The organism is Massilia sp. BGA-UO-ETr-WB1, from assembly GCF_059567845.1.
In genome coordinates this window covers 863,852-876,970 of record NZ_JCAQOT010000025.1, presented here as the reverse complement: position 1 = coordinate 876,970, position 13,119 = coordinate 863,852, and the positions used below count along the sequence as shown (strand labels likewise).

Sequence of the window (13,119 nt, the reverse complement as noted above, 5' to 3'; positions counted from 1 at the left end):
GCATCCGATGCAGGCCGACGGCACCAAGCGCATCAGCGCCCTCTTCATCTCCGACCTGCATCTGCAGCCGGCCCAGCCCGCCATCACGGCGGCGTTCCATGCCTTCATGGAGCAGCAGGCGCCGGCCGCCGCATCGCTTTACCTGCTCGGCGACCTGTTCGAGTACTGGGCGGGCGACGACGACCTGGCCGAACCGTTCCACCAGGAGATCACCTCCGCCATCCGCCGCGTGAGCGATGCCGGTGTGGCGGTGTTCTGGATTGCCGGCAACCGCGACTTCCTGGCCGGCGACGGCTTTGCTGCCGCTTCCGGCGCCACCATCCTGCCCGAGACCTGGGTGGCAGATATCGGCGGCCACCGCGTGGTGCTGCTGCACGGCGACGCGCAGTGCACCGGCGACGTGAAATATATGGAGTTCCGCGCCCAGGTGCGCCAGCCCGCGTGGCAGCAGCAATTCCTGGCCATGCCGCTGGCCCAGCGCAAGGCCATCATCGCCGGCCTGCGCGACAACAGCCGCAAGGCCCACACGGAGAAGTCCTACGAGATCATGGACGTGACGCCGCAGGCGATTGCCGATATCTTCGAGCAGACCGGCGCCAGCGTCATGATCCACGGCCACACCCACCGCCCCGCCCTGCACGAGGTGAACGGCAAGCGCCGCTACGTGCTGCCGGACTGGGAGCCGCACTCCGCGCCGCCGCGCGGCGGCTGGATCGCCATCGCCGCGGACGGCGCCATCACGCGCCACCAGCTGGACGGCTCCGTCATCGCCTGAATTCCTGTGGCCGTGTTACACATCGGTACATTATCCGTGTGGAAGTATTGGCAAGTCCCCGCGTATAATCGTTTCATCAATGTGAAATGTGCGGTCCGATGAATCCAGGCTTACTATTGGCTGCGCCCCTGCTTTTGGCTGCATCATTGGCTATCCCCTTGGCCTCCGCGCAGCCCCTCACGGTAGCCTGGCGCGACAAGGCGCCTTATTATTATCTGGAAGACGGCCTGGAAAAAGGCTTCATTCTGGCCTATACGAAGCAATTGTTCGCCAGTGCCGGCGTGCAGGTGAAGTTCGTGCGCGAACCGCATAAGCGCATCTGGAGCCGCTTCGCCGACGGCACCCGCAACTACTGTTCGATAGCGTGGTACCGCTTGCCGGAACGCGAACAGATCGCCCAGTATTCCCTGCCCATTTATACCGATCCCCCGCAGACCATCCTGGTCGCGCCGGCAGCCCTGGAGCGCGTGCGCAAGCATCCCACCCTGGCGTCGATGATGGCCGACCCCGTGCTGACGCTGGCCGTCATGGACGGCGTTTCCTACGGCGCCGAACTGGACGCGCGCATCAAGCGGAGCGCCAACCAGATCATGCGCCGCACCGTGCCTGCCTCGAACATGATGCAAATGCTGGCGGCCGGCCGCGCTTCATACCTGCTGACGGACCGCAACGACTGGAACTATATGAGGCCGCGCCACATGCAGCTGGCCGGCCTGGTCCAGTACGAAGTGCCCGACCTGCCGCCGGGCCTGAAACGCTACATCCTGTGCAGCCGCGACGTGCCGGCCGCCACCATGGACAAATTGAACCAGGCCATCCGCGCGACGCCGAAGCCCGCCCCGGCGGAAAAATAGATCAGCGCACGAAGCTCGGGCGTTTGTTGTCGAACTTCCAGCCGGGGAAATAGAACTGCATCGCCACCGCGTCGTCGCGCGCGCCCAGGCCCATGCCCAGATACACCCGGTGCGCCGCTTCGACGGCGTCCATGTCCACTTCCACGCCCAGGCCTGGCTTGGCGGGCACGGCGATCCGGCCGCCTTCGATCTGCAGCGGCGCCTTGGTGAGGCGCTGGCCGTCCTGCCAGATCCAGTGCGTGTCGATGGCGGTGATGTTGCCCGGCGCGGCGGCGGCGACGTGCGTGAACATGGCCAGCGAAATGTCGAAATGGTTGTTCGAGTGCGAACCCCAGGTCAGGCCCCACTCCTTGCACATCTGCGCCACGCGCACCGAACCTTCCATGGTCCAGAAGTGCGGGTCGGCCAGCGGGATGTCCACCGACTGCAGCTGGATGGCGTGGCCCATTTCGCGCCAGTCGGTGGCGATCATGTTGGTGGCGGTGCGCAGGCCGGTGGCGCGGCGGAATTCGGCCATCACTTCGCGGCCGGAGTAGCCGTTCTCGGCGCCGCACGGGTCTTCGGCGTAGGCCAGCACGTGGTGCTGGTCGCGGCACAGGCGGATCGCGTCCTTCAGCGACCAGGCGCCGTTCGGATCGAGCGTGATGCGCGCGTCCGGGAAACGCCCGGCCAGCGCCGTCACCGCTTCGATTTCCTCTTCGCCGCGCAGCACGCCGCCTTTCAGCTTGAAGTCCTTGAAGCCGTAGCGTTCGTAGGCCGCTTCGGCCAGGGCCACCACCGCTTCCGGCGTCATGGCTTTTTCGTGGCGCAGGCGCGACCAGGCGTCCGGCGCATCCGGCTCGCTGTTGTACGGCAGGTCGGTCACGCCGCGGTCGCCGATGTAGAACAGGTAGCCCAGCACCGGCACTTCGCTGCGCTGCTGGCCGTCGCCCAGCAAGGCGCACACCGGCACGTTCAGGAACTGGCCCAGCAGGTCGAGCAGCGCCGACTCCAGCGCGGTGACGGCGTGGATGGCAATGCGCAGGTCGAAGGTCTGCAAGCCGCGCCCGCCCGAGTCGCGCTCGGCGAAGGCGGTGCGCGCGGCGTTCAGGATGGCCTTGTAGTTGCCGATGGACTGGCCCACCACCATGGCTTGCGCGTCTTCCAGCGTCTTGCGGATCGCCTCGCCGCCCGGCACTTCGCCCACGCCGGTGTGGCCGGCGCTGTCCGTGATGAGCACGATGTTGCGCGTGAAGTAAGGGCCGTGGGCGCCGCTCAGGTTGAGCAGCATGCTGTCGCGGCCAGCCACGGGGATGACGCGCATCGCGGTAATCAGCGGGGTCGAGTTCTGCATCTTGCACTCCAAATGATTGAAAATGATATATAGTTCAGGCTCTATGCATCAAATCCTATCATATTTAGGCAGTCGTCGTACAACATGAAGAAAAACAAACCGGAACTCCGCCTGCTCACCACGCCCACCGCGCAAATGCAGGTGAGCGGCGCCACGCTGGTGGATGTGGCCAGGGTGGCGGGCGTGTCGCCCATCACGGTGTCGCGCGCGCTGAACCAGCCGCAGCTGGTGCGCCCGAACACGCTGGCCAAGGTGCAGGCGGCGGTGCAGGAAACCGGCTACGTGAAGAACATGCTGTCGGGCGGGCTGGCGTCCAGCCGCAGCAAGCTGGTGGCGCTGGTGCTGCCGACCATTTCCAACCAGATTTTCGCCGACATGATCCAGGGCACCAGCGACGCGCTGACGCAGGCCGGCTACCAGCTGCTGCTGGGCTTTTCCGGTTACGAGGCGTGGCGCGAGGAGGTCCTGGTCGAGACCATCATGAGCCGGCGCCCGGACGGCATCATCCTGACCGGCACGCTGCACACCGACAACACGCGGCGCCGCCTGCAGCAGTCCGGCACGCCGGTGGTGGAAACCTGGGACATGACGGCCTCGCCGATCGACATGGTGATCGGCTTTTCGCACGAGGAAGTGGGCCACGCGACGGCAACGCATTTGCTGCAGCAGGGCTGCCGCCGCTTCGCCATTCTCACTGCCGGCGACCCGCGCGCCGCGCGCCGCAACCAGGGCTTGCAGGCGGCGCTGGCCAAACAGGGCGTAAGCGTGGTGGCCACCCACACCGTGCCGGTGCCGGGCACCCTGCCCCTCGGCCGCGAGGGCCTGGCGCAGCTGCTGCAGGCGCATCCGAACCTGGACGCCATCGTGTGCAGTTCGGACACGCTGGCGCACGGCGCGCTGATCGAAGCGGCCGCACGCGGCGTGCAGGTGCCCGGGCAGCTGAAGGTAATGGGCTTCGGCGACCTGAATTTTGCCAGCCACACCGTGCCGCCGCTGTCCACCATCCGCGTGGACGGCGCCCGCATCGGCGCCCTCGCCGCGCAAGCCATCCTGGCGCGCATGGACGGCGCGGGAACGCCGCCCGCCAAGTCCATCAACACCGGCTTCGAGCTGGTGCAGCGCGGCAGCAGCTAGCGGGCGGTCAAGCCGGCAGCTTGGCGACGACCTTGATTTCGAACTGAAAACCGTACAGCCACGTTACGCCGACGGCGGTGACCGTGGGATGGGGCGCGCCGCCCCAGAACTCCTGCACCACGCCCCAGATGCGCTCGAACTTCGATTCGGGGTCGACGATGAAGACTGTCACGTCCAGCACGTCGTCGAAGGTGCAGTGCGCGGCGGCCAGGATGGCGTTCAGGTTCTTGAAAGCGAGCCGCACCTGGGCTTCCAGTTCCGGCTCCGGCGAGCCGTCTTCACGGCTGCCGACCTGGCCGGACACAAACAGCAAGCCATCGGCCCGCACGGCGGGCGAATAGCGGTTCTTTTCATACAGCGCCTGGCGGCCGGGCGGGAAAACGACGTCGCGTACTGTCATGGGAATCTCCTGGAGGTTAAGTGTGGAGAACACTTTACCTGCATGCGGATTGCGGATAAACACGCAATCTTCGCCATAACTGTTTGTATAATCCAAACAATCAACAGGAGACGGGCATGGACAGGTTTGATGCGATGAAGGCCTTCGTGCGGGTGGTGGAGGCAGGCAGTTTCACGAAGGCGGCGCAAACGCTGCACATGAGCCGGACTACGGTGACACAGCTGGTGCAGCAGCTGGAGGCGCGCCTGCGCCTGAAGCTGCTGAACCGCACCACCCGCAAGGTGAATGTCACCGAAGACGGCGCGGTCTATTACGAGCGCATCGTGCGCGTGCTGGCCGAGCTGGACGACGTGGAAACCAGCCTGCCCGGCGCATCGGCGGCGCCCGGCGGCCTGCTGCGGGTGGACGTGCCCAGTCCGATCGCCACCATGATACTGGTGCCGGCGCTGCCGTCATTCCACGCACGGTACCCGGACATCCAGTTCGACCTGGGCGCCAGCGACCGCAAGGTGGACCTGATCGGCGAGAACGTGGACTGCGTGGTGCGCGGCGGTGCGATGACCGACCTGTCGCTGGCGGCGCGGCACGTGGGCGATTTGCAGCTGGGCGTGTATGCGTCGCCGGCCTACCTGGAGCGCGCCGGCACGCCCCGCCACCCGGCCGAGCTGCAGGAGGCGGGGCACCGCATCGTGAAGTACCGCTGGTCCGGCAGCGGCGACGGTTTTCCGTACGCCATGCACAAGGACGGCGAGCGCATGAAAATGCAGGGCCGCCACATCCTGACCATCGACGACGGCAACGCCTACCTGGCGGCGGGCCTGGCCGGGCTGGGCGTGCTGTGGCTGCCGGCCTACATGGCGCAAGCGCACGCAGCGACAGGCGCGCTGGTGCCGCTGTTCGAGGACTGGCGCACCGAGCCGATGCCGCTGTACGTGGCGTATCCGCCCAACCGCCATGTCAGCAAGAAGCTGCGCGTCTTTATCGACTGGGTGGCCGAGCTGATGGCGCAACATGCGCCGCTTGCCGCTTATGGCGCCGCATCGCGCTGAGATGCGCGCCAGTCTTCCAGCTGGGCCTCGAAAGCGCGCTGGTAGGCGGGCCGCGCTTCGCCGCGCGCCACGTAGGCGGCCAGGTTCGGATCGGTGTCCAGCACCCCCGACGGTTTCAGGCGCAGCAGCACCGACACCATCATCAGGTCGGCCGCGCTGAACGGGCCATCGAGCCATTCGGCGTCGCCAAGGCGCGTGGACAGCTGCCCCATGCGGCTGCGCACGCGCTTTTCCACCAGCGGCATGCGCTCCCGGGCCCACGGCTTGTCGCGCTCCAGCAGCCTGGCGTTGGCGAATTCCAGGATGGGCGGCTCCACCGTGTTGAACGCGGCGAACAGCCAGGTGATTGCGCGCGCCCGGGGATTCGCCTCGTCCGGCAGCAGGCCAGCATGGTGCTGGGCGATGTGGAACACGATGGCCCCGGTCTCGAAGATGGCGAGATCGCCCTCCTCGTACGTTGGAATCTGGCCGAAGGGATGCAGCGCGAGATGCGCAGGCTCTTTCATCTCCTTGAACGAAACGTGGCGCACCGTGTAGGGCACGCCTACTTCTTCCAGCGCCCAGCGGACGCGCGTGTCGCGCGCCAGCCCCAGGCCCCGGTCGGGAGAGCAGTCAAAAGCGGTAATGGTCACGGTCATTGCATGGCTCCTCGGGGCTCAGCCCCAGATCATCTTCTCTGTCCAGCCCAGTTCCTTGAAATCCTGTTCGCGCAAGTCCGCCTCGCCGGCGCTGAAGAACTCATCCAGCTGCGGCGGCTCCACGCCGGTGCCGGACAGCATGGCGTGCACCTGGCCGCGATGGTGGATCTGGTGGCCGAACACATGCGCCAGCAGGCGGTAGCGCTTGTCGCGCTGCACGGAGCCGGTGCGCAGGATGGTCACCACGCGGCCCAGTTCATCGTCCTTCAGCTGCTGGCAGTATTCGATCAGGCGCCGGTCGGCGTCCTTCTGCGCCGCGCGCAGCTCGGCGCAGGTGCCGCACGGCTCGTCGCGCTCGAAAAAGCTCAGGTAGTTGGGATGCGGCTCCGCGCCGCGCATCTCGCGCTCCAGCGCATCGATGTAGAACCAGTCCACGGTCAGGATGTGGTTCAGCGTGGCCTTGATGGTGGGGAAAAAGCTGGTGCGGCGCGCCTCGAATTCTTGCTGGCTCAACTGCGCGCAGGCTTTCAGCAGGCGGTGGTTGGCCCAGGCGTTGTTGTACGCCTCGGTCAGCAGGTGGTGCGAAAGTGTCGTCATGTTGTCTCCTTGTCCAAAGCGCGCTGCCATTTCTCCGACCAGTGCAGCAACGGCCCCATGGACTCCAGCAGTCCGGCGCCCAGCGCGCTCAGCGCATAGCCGCCCGGCTCCGCCGAGTCGATGATAGCGGCGTCGCGCAAATCGTGTAGCCGCTGATTCAGCACCGTGGGCGACATGTCGTCGCAACGCGCCCGCAGCGCGCGGAAAGTCAGCGGTTCCGCACGCAATTCCCAGATGATGCGCATCACCCAGCGCCTGCCCAGCAGGTCCAGCAAAGCCATGATGGGGCGCCCGCTGCGCGAGCCCCGCACCGGCATGCCCGGTTTCGGCGTGGCCATGTACTTCCTCCTGAAATATGCTACATTGATATGCTACGTTATCCGTAGCACAAAGTTTATCACTCAACCAGGAGACTGTCATGCATACACCGAGAATTGCACCGCTGGACGCGCCTTACGCTCCCGCCATCCAGCAAGCTTTCGACCGCATCATGCCGCCGGGGATGGCGCCGCTGGGGCTGTTCCGCACGCTGGCGCACAGCCCGCGCGTGCTGCAGCGCCTGTTCGCCGGCAACCTGCTCGATGCCGGCGCCATCACGCTGCGCGAGCGCGAACTGGTGATCCTGCGCACCTGCGCGCGCTGCGGCTGCGACTACGAATGGGGCGTGCACAAAGCGCTGTTCGCGCGCGCCGCCGGGTTGAGCGCCGAAGACATCGCCGCCACGCAGGCGGCGTCCGGCGCGGAGCTGCTGCTGCGCACCGTCGACGAACTGCACGACAGCGCCGGCATCTCGGACGCGACGTGGCGGGAGCTGGCGGCGGCCTACCAGCCGGAGCAGATCCTGGAAATCATCGCCCTGACCGGCTATTACCACACCATCTCCTTCATCGCCAACGCCCTGCGCGTTGCGCCGGAGCCGTTCACTCAAGCGGCGTAAGCAGCGTTCAGGCGGCGGATCAGGTCGGCGTTGAGGTCGCGGGTGTTGCGGTTCCAGCGCTGCATCGCGCGCTCCAGTTCGGGGCGCTGGGCAGCGGCCAGCTGGGTCTCGCCGACGGCGGCGGCCCAGATGGCGAATTCGGCGCGCACGGTGAAGCTGCCGAAGCGGGCCAGCGCCTCTTCAAAGGCGGCGCGCGCTTCGTCTTTGCGGCCGCCGGCGCCCAGCGACAGCGCGCGCAGCAGGGCGATTTCCTCGGCGCGGAAGGCCGGGTCGGACTGAATGATGAAGTCGAGGTGGGCGATGGCTTCCGCGATTCGGCCGCACTCCAGGTTGGCGCGCGCGGCGCCACGGCGGATTTCCAGATCGGCGCCGAACACGCCGTTCAGGCAGGCGTCGTAAGTGGCGGCGGCTTCCGCTGCGGCGCCGGCTTCGAGCTGGGCCTGCGCCAGGCGCATCTGGTTCTGGGCGGTGGGCGTGTAGTCGAAGGCGGCGCGCGCTTCGCGCAGCTCGCGGCCCGGGTCCAGCGTGCGCGCCGCCGCCGTGACGACCTTGCGCGCGCCGTGCTCGAGCCGCGAATTGGGCAGGTAGATCGCCAGGAAGTAGACGATGCTGCCCAGCAGCGGGAAAGAGAACAGGATGAACAGCCAGTAGGTCTGCTGCCGCGACCGCACGGCGTGCACGGCGAAGAACAGCGCGATGGCAATGTGAAGTCCGGCACCGATGTACGGCATAACTACCCCTATCAGCAAAAAGAGGAATTATCGCCGCTCGCAGCCCCGGAAATGTACGCGCTTTGTCACGATTATGACGCGCGTATCGCTCCCCTAAGGCTGCATGGTCTGCGCGGTCTGGGTAACCTGCCTGGCCTGGGTGGCCGGCTCCAGCATGATCACCAGCGCGCTCGGCGTGGTGCGGATGCCGGTGGCGACGAATTGCACGCCCGCATAGCGCAGGTCTTCCGGCTTGAAGCTGTACAGCGGCACGTCGCGTATCAGCTTGTCGGCCAGGATGTTGGCGGCGCCCGCAATCTGGCGCTGCTGCGACTCGCCTATGCCGTCAATGGCGAAACGGTCCACCTGCGCGTCGCTGAGGAAGACGGCGTTGCGCGCGTTGTCCACCACCAGGCGCCCGGACAACGCCAGGCTGCCGCGCCACGACTGCCGCACCAGCATGGGCGACACGGTCAGCTCGGCCGACAGCGCCACTCGGTCGTTCTGGCCGACGGTAAGCAGTTGGGGGTTGCTCAGCTGGACGTCGAACACGCCCAGCACGCGGTGGTTGACGGGGAAGCGCTGGCCCAGGTTCTTCTGCAGGCGCTCCAGCGGCACCTCGAACTGGCGCGGGCCGATCAGGCCGGCGCAGGAGGCCAGCAGGCCTGCGCCGGCGGCAGCCGTGGCGATGGCGGCCACGGCAAAGAGGCGGCGGCGATGCGGAGTGAAGGTCATCTTGATTCCTGTTAAGCGGGCGACATACTGCGCCCGGGTGCCGTAGAGTGTATTTCATCTACGACGGAGGCGCCATGGCGGTAGTGCGAATCGGATGTGCGGGCTGGTCCATCCCGCGGGCGGCCAGCGGCGGCTTTCCCGCCGAAGGCAGCCACTTGCAGCGCTATGCCGCCGTCTTCAACGCCGCTGAAATCAACTCCTCGTTTTACCGTCCGCACCAGCCGCAAATCTACGAGCGCTGGGCCGCCAGCGTGCCGGACAATTTCCGTTTCGCCGTCAAGGCGCCCAAGCGCATGACGCATGAGCAGCGCCTGCAGGACTGCGGCGAAGCCATGCAGCGCTTCGCCGCCGAAGCGGCAGGCCTGGGCGCCAAATTGGGCTGCGTGCTGGTGCAGCTGCCGCCCAGCCTGCAGTTCGACCCGGCCGTTGCCGCAGCCTTCTTCGCGCTGGCCCGGCAGCACTTCGGCTGCATGCTCGCCTGCGAAGCGCGCCACCCCAGCTGGTTCGGCGACGCCGCCACCGCCCTGCTGAGCGATGCAGCCGTCACCCGCGTGATTGCCGATCCGCCCGCCGGCCAGCCCGGGCCGCACGTGGCCACCACCGCCACCACCTACGCCCGCCTGCACGGCAGCCCGCGCGTCTATTTCTCCTCCTACGGCGACGAGTTCCTGGACCAGGCCGCCGTCAGCCTGGCCGGGCGCGCCGGCGACGGCCACGACGCGTGGTGCATCTTCGACAATACCGCCTCCGGCGCCGCCACCGCCAACGCCGTCGCCCTGCTGCAACGCCTGTCCTGACGGCATGCAAAAAAAACACTTGCAGCGCTTAAATCTAGTGTTATAGTTCACTACAACACCACTTCATCACATCACTAGGAGGACGCATGTATGTGGAATGACAACGCGCCGATTTACCGCCAGCTCAAGGAGCGGGTGCTCGGCATGATGCTGGACGGCTTGCTCAAGCCGGGCGACGCCCTGCCCTCGGTGCGGCAGATCGCCGCCGACTACCAATTGAATCCGATTACCGTATCCAAGGCCTACCAGGAACTGGTGGACGAAAGCCTGGTTGAAAAACGAAGGGGGTTAGGCATGTACGTTACCGAAGGCGCTCACGAAAAACTGCTGGCCACCGAACGCGAACGCTTTGTGCGCGAGGAGTGGCCGGCCATGGTGGAACGCATCCGCCGCCTGGGGCTGGACCTGGAGCAGCTGCTGCGCGCATCCCAGCCTGGCCTGCAGCCTGGCACGCAGCCGGGAGCGCCGGCATGAGCGCCCTGATCACCGCCCGCAACCTCACCAAGCGCTATGGCAAAAAACTGGCGCTGGACCAGGCCAGTTTCGAGATCCAGCCCGGCCGCGTGGTGGGCCTGATCGGCCCCAACGGCTCGGGCAAGACCACCACGCTGAAAGCCATCCTCGGCCTGACCCGGTTCGAGGGCGAGCTGTCGGTGCTGGGCATGGACCCGAGCAGGCAGCGCGACGAGTTGATGAACGAGGTGTGCTTCATCGCCGACGTGGCCGTGCTGCCGCGCTGGCTGAAGGTGAAGGACGCCATCGATTTCGTGGAAGGCGTGCACCCGCGCTTCAACCGCGAGAAGGCCGAGCGCTACATCGCCCACACCAAGCTGGAACCGGACATGAAGGTCAAGGCCATGTCCAAGGGCATGATCGTGCAACTGCACCTGGCGCTGGTGATGGCGATCGACGCCAAGCTGCTGGTGCTGGACGAACCCACGCTGGGCCTGGACATCCTGTACCGCAAGCAGTTCTACCACAACCTGCTGGAAGACTACTTCGACGAGAACAAGACCATCATCATCACCACCCACCAGATCGAGGAAGTGGAGAACATCCTGACCGACCTGATGTTCATCCGCGACGGCAAGATCACGCTGGCGGCGTCGATGGAGGAAATCGGCGACCGCTACACCGAGGTGATGGTGGAGCCGCAGTACATCCACGCGGCCACCGCGCTGGCGCCGATGACGCAGCGCAGCGTGTTCGGCAAGGCGGTGATGCTGTTCGACGGCGCCTCGCGCGCGCAGCTTGAAAAATTCGGCGAGATCCGCACCCCGAGCGTCGCGGACCTGTTTGTCGCCACCATGAAAGGGAGCTACGAATGAAAACGATGAAATGGCTGATCAAGCGCGAATTCTGGGAGCACAAGGGCATGGTGGTTTGGGCGCCGGCGGTGGTGGCGGGCCTGATCACCCTGCTGACGCTGGGCGGCGTGCTGCTGGGCCGCCATGTGGCTTTCGAAGGCGGCACCAGCAAACTCAGCGTGGAACTGGGCGGCGAGGCGCGCGATACGACCATCGCCATGCTGGCGGACGTCTACATGGCCTTCTCGGTGCCGATCCTGGTGATACTGGGCTTCCTGGTGTTCTTCTACTGCCTCGGCGCGCTGCATGACGACCGCCGCGACCGCAGCCTGCTGTTCTGGAAGTCGCTGCCGGTGTCGGACCGGATGACGGTGCTGTCCAAGGTGGCCCTGGCGCTGGTGGCGATACCGCTGGTCAGTGTACTGATCGGCATCGCGCTGTCGCTGGTGATCACGCTGCTGCTCGGCGTGAGCATGGCGGTGCACGGCCTGAACATCATCGGCCCGGTATTGTCCTCGCCCTCCTTCTACCTGTCGCCGCTGCGGCTTCTGGGCCTGCTGCCGGTGTACATGCTGTGGGCGCTGCCCACCGTGGGCTGGCTGCTGCTGGTGTCGAGCTGGGCGCGTTCCAAGGTGTTCCTGTGGGCCGTGGGGGCGCCGCTGGTGACGGCGGTATTGATCGCCTGGGCCAACAAGATCTTCGGGCTCGGCATGCCGCCGGGCTGGTTCATGGAAAACATTGTCAGCCGCCTGCTGCTTGGCGTGGCGCCCGGGAACTGGTTCATGCACAGCCGGATCGATCCGAACCAGCTGGTGCAGGAAGGCGCGGAGCATGTGCGCAACGCCGACTTGTTCAGCGCGTCCTGGAGCACACTGGGTACACCGTCGCTGTGGATAGGCGTGGCGGCCGGCGTGGCCATGATCGCCGGCGCCGTGTGGATGCGCCGCTGGCGCGAGGAAGGCTGACGGGAACATGGCGCCCGGGCTGCCCGCAGGCGGCTCAGGCGCCAGCCGTAATACGCCGGTACTGCGTCGGCGTCACCCCGACGGTGGCGCGGAACTGGCGGGTGAAGGCACTGTGGTCGCCATAACCGCAAGCCATGGCAATCTCCGCCACGCTGGCCTGCCCGGCCAGCATGCGCGAGGCGGCGTCGAGCCGGGTCTTGATGATGACCTGGCGCGGCGTGAGCTGGTAAATGCGCAGGAAATAACGCTCCAGCTGCGCCACCGACATGTTCGCCGTGCGCGCCAGCTCGGGCAGCGGCAAGGGCTGGTCGTAGCGCTCCTGTATCAGCCGCGCCGCCGCAGCCACCTTGTGGTACGCCGAATTCTTCCGGTCCTCCATCGCCAGGTCGCGCGAAATGCCGGTCAGCCCCACGATGGTTCCCGACGCGTCGCGCAGGGCAGTCTTGCGGGTCAGGCACCAGCCGGGGTCGCGATTCGGGTACAGGTGCAGTTCCAGCTGGTCCGCAATCTCCGCGCCGCCCGCCAGCACCGCTTCGTCCTGCGCCAGGTAGTTCTGGCCGAACGGCCGCGCGAACACCTCCGCAGAAGTCCGGCCCAATAGCGCGTCCTTGTGCTTCAAGCCGCAGCGCTTGACCAGCGTCTGGTTCACCACCACGTAGCGGCCCTGCGCGTCCTTGACGAAAAACACCACGTCCGGCAGCGCGTCGAACAGCGGCTCGGCAAAGAACACGTCCGCGATGTTTGCGCCCAGTGCCAGGCGGGCGCCTCCCTTTTTTGCGGTATCCATGGCCGCATTCTCGCACGGCCCGCAGCCGCCTGCACCGATTGTGCCGATTTCGTCATCTTTGATGCGCAGCGCCTGCAAGACGGCGGGCCGTGGAAGGCATA

Annotated in this window: 17 protein-coding genes; 9 read left to right on the top strand and 8 right to left on the bottom strand. The window is 66.4% G+C overall.

The features are described 5' to 3' along the window. Positions 1-7 precede the first annotated feature (7 nt). Positions 8-775, top strand: a complete 768-nt coding sequence (locus AC56DV_RS22195) for a UDP-2,3-diacylglucosamine diphosphatase (protein ID WP_496316383.1) — start codon at positions 8-10, stop codon at positions 773-775. A 146-nt stretch (positions 776-921) separates the two neighbouring features. Continuing rightward, positions 922-1,629 (top strand): substrate-binding periplasmic protein, encoded by a 708-nt coding sequence (locus AC56DV_RS22190; protein ID WP_496316382.1) that lies wholly within the window; start codon positions 922-924, stop codon positions 1,627-1,629. A gap of 1 nt (position 1,630) precedes the next feature. Here the strand turns inward: AC56DV_RS22190 and gudD are convergent, their stop codons facing one another. Beyond that, on the bottom strand, positions 1,631-2,962 hold the full coding sequence (gudD, locus tag AC56DV_RS22185; RefSeq protein ID WP_496316381.1) for a glucarate dehydratase: 1,332 nt from the start codon (positions 2,960-2,962) through the stop codon (positions 1,631-1,633). An 84-nt stretch (positions 2,963-3,046) separates the two neighbouring features. On the opposite strand from gudD, the gene AC56DV_RS22180 reads away from it, so the two are divergent. Then, positions 3,047-4,096 (top strand): LacI family DNA-binding transcriptional regulator, encoded by a 1,050-nt coding sequence (locus AC56DV_RS22180; RefSeq protein ID WP_496316380.1) that lies wholly within the window; start codon positions 3,047-3,049, stop codon positions 4,094-4,096. Positions 4,097-4,103: 7 nt separating this feature from the next. On the opposite strand, the gene AC56DV_RS22175 is transcribed toward AC56DV_RS22180, so the two are convergent. Further along, a complete protein-coding gene (locus AC56DV_RS22175) occupies positions 4,104-4,496 on the bottom strand; it encodes a RidA family protein (RefSeq protein WP_496316379.1) in 393 nt (130 codons plus the stop codon). 116 nt (positions 4,497-4,612) lie between these two features. On the opposite strand from AC56DV_RS22175, the gene AC56DV_RS22170 reads away from it, so the two are divergent. Then, positions 4,613-5,545: a LysR family transcriptional regulator gene (locus tag AC56DV_RS22170; protein WP_496316378.1), complete on the top strand. Its 933-nt coding sequence runs from the start codon at positions 4,613-4,615 to the stop codon at positions 5,543-5,545. Here the strand turns inward: AC56DV_RS22170 and AC56DV_RS22165 are convergent. From AC56DV_RS22165 to AC56DV_RS22155, 3 genes are read right to left on the bottom strand one after another with little or no spacing between them, the layout of a single operon-like run. Then, positions 5,524-6,183 carry a glutathione S-transferase family protein gene (locus AC56DV_RS22165; RefSeq protein ID WP_496316377.1) on the bottom strand — a complete coding sequence of 220 codons (660 nt, stop codon included), beginning with the start codon at positions 6,181-6,183 and terminating at the stop codon, positions 5,524-5,526. The genes AC56DV_RS22170 and AC56DV_RS22165 overlap by 22 nt on opposite strands. Before the next feature lie 18 nt (positions 6,184-6,201). Further along, a complete protein-coding gene (locus tag AC56DV_RS22160) occupies positions 6,202-6,780 on the bottom strand; it encodes a DinB family protein (protein ID WP_496316376.1) in 579 nt (192 codons plus the stop codon). Continuing rightward, positions 6,777-7,118, bottom strand: a complete 342-nt coding sequence (locus tag AC56DV_RS22155; RefSeq protein WP_496316375.1) for a winged helix-turn-helix transcriptional regulator — start codon at positions 7,116-7,118, stop codon at positions 6,777-6,779. The genes AC56DV_RS22160 and AC56DV_RS22155 overlap by 4 nt, the downstream gene beginning before the upstream one ends. 80 nt (positions 7,119-7,198) lie before the next feature. Between AC56DV_RS22155 and AC56DV_RS22150 the strand changes: the two genes are divergently transcribed. After that, on the top strand, positions 7,199-7,717 hold the full coding sequence (locus tag AC56DV_RS22150; RefSeq protein WP_496316374.1) for a carboxymuconolactone decarboxylase family protein: 519 nt from the start codon (positions 7,199-7,201) through the stop codon (positions 7,715-7,717). Here the strand turns inward: AC56DV_RS22150 and AC56DV_RS22145 are convergent. Both AC56DV_RS22145 and AC56DV_RS22140 read right to left on the bottom strand, forming a co-directional pair. After that, entirely contained in the window at positions 7,705-8,448 is a 744-nt protein-coding gene (locus AC56DV_RS22145; RefSeq protein WP_496316373.1) for a hypothetical protein, read from the bottom strand. The two genes, AC56DV_RS22150 and AC56DV_RS22145, sit on opposite strands and share 13 nt — an antisense overlap. A 93-nt stretch (positions 8,449-8,541) precedes the next feature. Continuing rightward, positions 8,542-9,162: a DUF1439 domain-containing protein gene (locus tag AC56DV_RS22140; protein ID WP_496316372.1), complete on the bottom strand. Its 621-nt coding sequence runs from the start codon at positions 9,160-9,162 to the stop codon at positions 8,542-8,544. A gap of 74 nt (positions 9,163-9,236) precedes the next feature. On the opposite strand from AC56DV_RS22140, the gene AC56DV_RS22135 reads away from it, so the two are divergent. The 4 genes from AC56DV_RS22135 (at position 9,237) to AC56DV_RS22120 (ending at position 12,231) form a co-directional block, all read left to right on the top strand. Next, positions 9,237-9,959: a DUF72 domain-containing protein gene (locus AC56DV_RS22135; RefSeq protein ID WP_496316371.1), complete on the top strand. Its 723-nt coding sequence runs from the start codon at positions 9,237-9,239 to the stop codon at positions 9,957-9,959. Between the two features lie 90 nt (positions 9,960-10,049). Further along, the gene (locus tag AC56DV_RS22130; protein WP_496316370.1) at positions 10,050-10,433 is read left to right on the top strand and encodes a GntR family transcriptional regulator; all 384 of its coding nucleotides are present in this window, start codon (positions 10,050-10,052) and stop codon (positions 10,431-10,433) included. After that, complete coding sequence (locus tag AC56DV_RS22125) at positions 10,430-11,287, top strand: ABC transporter ATP-binding protein (RefSeq protein ID WP_496316369.1); 858 nt, start codon at positions 10,430-10,432, stop codon at positions 11,285-11,287. Before AC56DV_RS22130 ends, AC56DV_RS22125 begins: the two co-directional genes overlap by 4 nt. After that, positions 11,284-12,231 (top strand): hypothetical protein, encoded by a 948-nt coding sequence (locus AC56DV_RS22120; RefSeq protein ID WP_496316368.1) that lies wholly within the window; start codon positions 11,284-11,286, stop codon positions 12,229-12,231. The genes AC56DV_RS22125 and AC56DV_RS22120 overlap by 4 nt, the downstream gene beginning before the upstream one ends. Positions 12,232-12,265: 34 nt before the next feature. On the opposite strand, the gene AC56DV_RS22115 is transcribed toward AC56DV_RS22120, so the two are convergent. Further along, positions 12,266-13,018 carry a PAS domain-containing protein gene (locus tag AC56DV_RS22115; RefSeq protein ID WP_496316367.1) on the bottom strand — a complete coding sequence of 251 codons (753 nt, stop codon included), beginning with the start codon at positions 13,016-13,018 and terminating at the stop codon, positions 12,266-12,268. Positions 13,019-13,119: the final 101 nt, after the last annotated feature.

Bases quoted from the DNA above. Each gene is read 5' to 3' on its own strand.
- AC56DV_RS22195 (WP_496316383.1), top strand. From the start codon at position 8: ATGCAGGCCGACGGCACCAAGCGCATCAGCGCCCTCTTCATCTCCGAC.
- gudD (WP_496316381.1), bottom strand. From the start codon at position 2,962: ATGCAGAACTCGACCCCGCTGATTACCGCGATGCGCGTCATCCCCGTG.
- AC56DV_RS22180 (WP_496316380.1), top strand. From the start codon at position 3,047: ATGAAGAAAAACAAACCGGAACTCCGCCTGCTCACCACGCCCACCGCG.
- AC56DV_RS22175 (WP_496316379.1), bottom strand. From the start codon at position 4,496: ATGACAGTACGCGACGTCGTTTTCCCGCCCGGCCGCCAGGCGCTGTAT.
- AC56DV_RS22170 (WP_496316378.1), top strand. From the start codon at position 4,613: ATGGACAGGTTTGATGCGATGAAGGCCTTCGTGCGGGTGGTGGAGGCA.
- AC56DV_RS22165 (WP_496316377.1), bottom strand. From the start codon at position 6,183: ATGACCGTGACCATTACCGCTTTTGACTGCTCTCCCGACCGGGGCCTG.
- AC56DV_RS22160 (WP_496316376.1), bottom strand. From the start codon at position 6,780: ATGACGACACTTTCGCACCACCTGCTGACCGAGGCGTACAACAACGCC.
- AC56DV_RS22155 (WP_496316375.1), bottom strand. From the start codon at position 7,118: ATGGCCACGCCGAAACCGGGCATGCCGGTGCGGGGCTCGCGCAGCGGG.
- AC56DV_RS22150 (WP_496316374.1), top strand. From the start codon at position 7,199: ATGCATACACCGAGAATTGCACCGCTGGACGCGCCTTACGCTCCCGCC.
- AC56DV_RS22145 (WP_496316373.1), bottom strand. From the start codon at position 8,448: ATGCCGTACATCGGTGCCGGACTTCACATTGCCATCGCGCTGTTCTTC.
- AC56DV_RS22140 (WP_496316372.1), bottom strand. From the start codon at position 9,162: ATGACCTTCACTCCGCATCGCCGCCGCCTCTTTGCCGTGGCCGCCATC.
- AC56DV_RS22135 (WP_496316371.1), top strand. From the start codon at position 9,237: ATGGCGGTAGTGCGAATCGGATGTGCGGGCTGGTCCATCCCGCGGGCG.
- AC56DV_RS22130 (WP_496316370.1), top strand. From the start codon at position 10,050: ATGTGGAATGACAACGCGCCGATTTACCGCCAGCTCAAGGAGCGGGTG.
- AC56DV_RS22125 (WP_496316369.1), top strand. From the start codon at position 10,430: ATGAGCGCCCTGATCACCGCCCGCAACCTCACCAAGCGCTATGGCAAA.
- AC56DV_RS22120 (WP_496316368.1), top strand. From the start codon at position 11,284: ATGAAAACGATGAAATGGCTGATCAAGCGCGAATTCTGGGAGCACAAG.
- AC56DV_RS22115 (WP_496316367.1), bottom strand. From the start codon at position 13,018: ATGGATACCGCAAAAAAGGGAGGCGCCCGCCTGGCACTGGGCGCAAAC.